At 72.6% G+C, this 4,155-nt stretch carries 3 protein-coding genes; 1 reads left to right on the forward strand and 2 read right to left on the reverse strand.

The window, feature by feature from the left end; all coding sequences use genetic code 11:
• A partial coding sequence (locus ACWGE1_RS40350) for a LysR family transcriptional regulator (RefSeq protein ID WP_453425451.1) occupies window positions 1–630 on the reverse strand: 630 nt, incomplete at its 3' end.
• Between the two features lie 192 nt (window positions 631–822).
• Here ACWGE1_RS40350 and ACWGE1_RS40355 point away from each other — a divergent pair.
• Window positions 823–1,353, forward strand: a complete 531-nt coding sequence (locus tag ACWGE1_RS40355; protein ID WP_453425452.1) for a DUF6817 domain-containing protein — start codon at window positions 823–825, stop codon at window positions 1,351–1,353.
• An 18-nt stretch (window positions 1,354–1,371) separates the two neighbouring features.
• On the opposite strand, the gene ACWGE1_RS40360 is transcribed toward ACWGE1_RS40355, so the two are convergent.
• On the reverse strand, window positions 1,372–4,155 hold a 2,784-nt coding region (locus tag ACWGE1_RS40360), incomplete at its 5' end, for a TIM-barrel domain-containing protein (RefSeq protein WP_453425453.1).

The raw sequence follows: 4,155 nt of genomic DNA on the forward strand, positions 1-4,155 counted from the left end.
GGCGTTTGCGCCGTCGAGGTGGGCGCGGGTGGATGATTTGTTGGGTGGGGGGTTGTGTGTTTTGAAGCCGAGGGCGGCGGGGTCGATGCGGGGGCGGGCGGCGAGGGGGTCGTCGGCGCCGACGGCGAGCACCCAGGGGAGCTCCATGACGGGGCGCAGCTCGATACCGCGGACCGGGCCGCCGATGGTGATCCAGGCGAGGTCGAGGTCGTCGGCGGCGAGGGCGTCGAGGCAGCTGCGGATGGAGTTCTCGGTCTGGAACTCCAGGCTCACCTCCGGGTGACGGCGGCGGAAGGTGACGACGGCCTCGGACATGAAGTGACGCACCGTCGTCGCACCGGTGGTGACGCGGACCGTGCCGCCGCCGCCCCGGACGAGGTCGTCCACGCGGCGCAGGGCGCCGTCGAGTCCGGCGATGCCGTCGGCGGCGGCCGCCCGGAGGATGCGGCCGGCCTCGGTGGGTACGACGCCACGGGCATGGCGCTCCAGGAGGCTCGTGCCGGTCTCCTTCTCCAGGCGGCGGACGTGCTGGCTGACGGCCGACTGGGTGCAGCCGAGGTCGCGGGCGACGGCGCTGAGGCTGCCGGCGCGGCAGACGGCCACGAACACACGCAGATCGTCGAGGGTCACGAGGTCCAAGGTATCGCTTGGGGGCAGAGAGCAATTCAGAGGATTGACTTGGGATTTGGGTGGGACCAAGATCGATGCAGGGCCCGGGCGGCAACCCGTCCCCGCCTTCGCCACGGGGTCCGGAACCCAGGCGCGGGCAGGGACGGGTGCCGACCCACCCGGCCCGCCATCACCGACCGGAGGGACACACCGGTGTCGGATCATGCCGTCGCATGGCTGCGGGAGCTCGGTGCGCAGGAACTCGCCCACCCCGGTGGGACCCTACTCGCGCATCTCGAGCGCGTACGGGACCTCCTCGCGTCCTGGGGAGCGCGGCCCGTGCTCCGACGGGCGGGCCTGTGCCACGCGTTCTACGGTACGGACGGATTCCCCGCCGGCCTGCTGCCGCTCGCCCGGCGGGCCGACCTGGCCTCGGTGATCGGCGACGAGGCCGAGGAGATCGTGTACCTGTACGCCGCCTGCGACCGGGCGGCTTCGTATCCGACGCTCGCCTGCGAGGAGGCGGCCTTCCGGGACCGGTTCACGGGCCGCGTCCAGTCCCCCGCCCCGGAGCTTCGGCGGGACCTCGCCGAGCTGTCGGCGGCCAACGAGCTGGACCTCGCGCGGATCGATCCCGCCTTCCGCGCGGCGTGGGGGGCCGAACTCCTCGCCCTGTTCACCCGGTGGCGGGGACTGCTGAGCGAACCGGCCCGGCGGGAGTGCCGGGCCGTGCTCGGCGGCTGAGGCGGCCGGGGGCAGGAATCAGGGGCCGGCGGCCGCCGGGAGCGGATCCGGGCGGCCGGTGAGGGTGATCTCGGCGGCGCTGGTCCAGGGGCCGCGGCCGCCCGCCTCGGTCAGCGCTCTCAGGCGCAGGTAGCGGCCGCTCTTCACGGAGAGGGCGGCGCTCTGGACGGCGGCGGTGTCGGCGAAGGTCCCGGTGGCCACCGGCGGGCCCCAGTCGGTGGTGGTGTCGGAGAGGTGGACCTCGTAGTCGCCGATCCGGCCGTTGACGCCGCCGTCCTGGCGGGGCTGTTGGCCGAGGCCGTCCACCGCGTAGCGGGCGCCGAGGTCGATCCGGATCTCGTGCGGGAACGGGGCGGCCGTGCCGCCGGACCAGGCGGTGTGCCAGATCGTGGCCGGGTTCCCGTCGAAGGCGTTGCGGGCGGCGCCGTTCTCGGCACCGGTCTCCTGGCTGTCGGCGGAGACCAGGGACCAGGCCGACCGGTCGATCGGGGCGGAGGCGGACGGCAGGGGTCCGGCCACGGGGATGCTCGTGCCGGTGGCCGAGACGGTGAACGCACCCGACTTCGGGGCGGTCTTGATCCAGAGCACTCCGGAACGGTCCGCCGGGTCGAAGAACCAGCCGGACGCGGCGGAGTCGTAGGCGGCCCTGGAGGCGAGGCGCGCCGCGGGGGCCCCGTCCACCGTGACGGTGGCGGGCGCGGTGGCCACGTGCAGGGTGAACTCGTAGCCGCGCGAGGCCGGTTTGCCGGTGTAGGTGCCGGTGGGGGCGCCGACGGAGACGGTGACCGTGCCGGTGCCGGTGGTCGGGGCGGTGACGTCGACCCGCTGCCGGGCGTAGGCGCCGGACTGGTGGGCGCGGGTGCGGCCGTCGTCCTCGTAGAGGCTGAAGGAGGAGTTGCCGCGCGGGTGGATGTCGTAGGTGAGGGTGGAGACGGGCTTCTCTCCCGTGTGGTTCATCTGCGGCCACATCGGCACGATGGCACCGCCCTTGACGAAGAGCGGCAGGGTGTCGAGCGGCGCCTGGTAGCCGTCGAGCCGGCCGGGGCCCGCGTACGTCCGGCCCGTCCAGTAGTCGGTCCAGGTCCCGGCGGGGAGGTGGATGCCGTCGCGGACCGAGGTGTCGGAGACGACGGGCGCGACGAGCAGCGAGTCACCGGCCATGAACTGCCCGCTGGTGAGGTTGCCGCGGGCCACCGGGTCGTCCGGGTACTCCAGGACCATCGCGCGGGTGCTGGGTACGCCGCTCTCGTGGGCGACGCGGCTCATCGTGTACAGGTACGGCATCAGCCGCATCTTGAGCTGGAGGTACTTGCGGTTGATGGAGAGGTACGGCTCGGCGAAGCGCCAGGGCTGCTTGTCCTGGTAGCCGGTGGACGGGTTGGTCGCGCCCCAGCCGGACATGGTCATGAAGGCCGGGGTGAAGGCCTTCCACTGCAGGTCCCGGGTGTACGTCCGGGGGCTGCCGCCGAAGATGCCGTCGATGTCACCGGCCGCGTAGTTGAGGCCGGAAAGACCTGCGCCGGTGATGGCCGGGACGTGCCAGCGCATGTCGTCCCAGGTGCCGTGGGTGTCGCCGGTCCAGACGACGGCGTTGCGCTGGGTGCCCGCCCAGCCGTCGACGGTCCAGACGAAGCGGCGGGCGTCGGAGTTCTTCTCGATCCCGTCCACGGCCTGCTGCACGCCGTCGAAGGCGTATTTGTAGCCGCTGCCGATCCACGCCACATCGGTCTTCACGCCCCGGCTGCCGGCGGTGGCGACCTCGTCGGCGATGGAGCCGAGGCCGGTGGAGGTCCACAGGCCCGTCTGGAAGCCCTTGGCCCTCAGTGCGTCCACGGTCGACTTGAGGGGCGCGGTGTAGCCGCAGCCGTAGCCGTCGTTGGGCAGGAACCAGCCCGAGGGCATGTCGGCGGCCCGGGCGTCGGCCGCGTAGCCGACGACGTCGGGGGTGGTCTGGTGGCGGGGGCGGTTGTGGTCGCCCTGGTAGTCGGGGTTGGACGCGTTGAAACAGTCGGCGTTGCCGAGCTCGAAGCCCCACATCGGCGCCATGAAGGGCTTTCCGCTGACGTCGGTGTAGGCGTCGAGGACGGACTTCAGTGAGTCGCCGGTGAAGTACCAGGCGTCGAAGCGCTTCTCGTCGTGGGTGAGGATGGTGGGCGCGTCGAAGCCGTAGGAACCCGGGGCCCAGGTGTTGCGCATGGCGCCGTAGCCGTTGGTGGACATGTAGAAGGGGGCGGGGCTGGCGTTGTCGTTCTCGCGCCACTTGTTGTCGACGGCGATCGGGACGGTCTTGCCGCGCAGCGCCCATTCGCCCAGGCGCAGGCCGGTTCCGTAGAACTGCTCGTCCGCGCCCCGGGCCAGGTACTGGGTGGTGCGGTTGCCGGTCCAGCTGGTCGGCCGGGTCTCCTGCCAGACGGGGGTGGTGTTGTCGGCGCGGTAGACGGAGAACTGGAGGGGCCTCTTGTTGACCCGGATGGAGAGGGATCCGGTGGTGATCCGGTAGTGGGCGCCGGCGTCCGTGTAGCTCACGGGCACGGAACCGAAGTCGGTGGTGGGGGCGAGGTCGGAGCCGGCCGGGTCGTCGGTGAAGGAACCGTCGGGCGAGAGCCAGAGACGGAAGATGTCGGCGCGGGCGACGACCACGCGGGCCCTGGCTCCGCCGGAGGCCGTGACGGTGAAGGTGTTCCCGGACCGGGTGAAGCCGGTGACGTCGCCCGCCGTGGCCGTGGCCCCGGCGGTTCCGGCCGGTGCGGCCGAGGCGGGTACGGCGAGCGGTCCGGCGGCGGCCAGGCCCACGACGGTGAG

This window comes from Streptomyces sp. NPDC054932 (assembly GCF_053610205.1).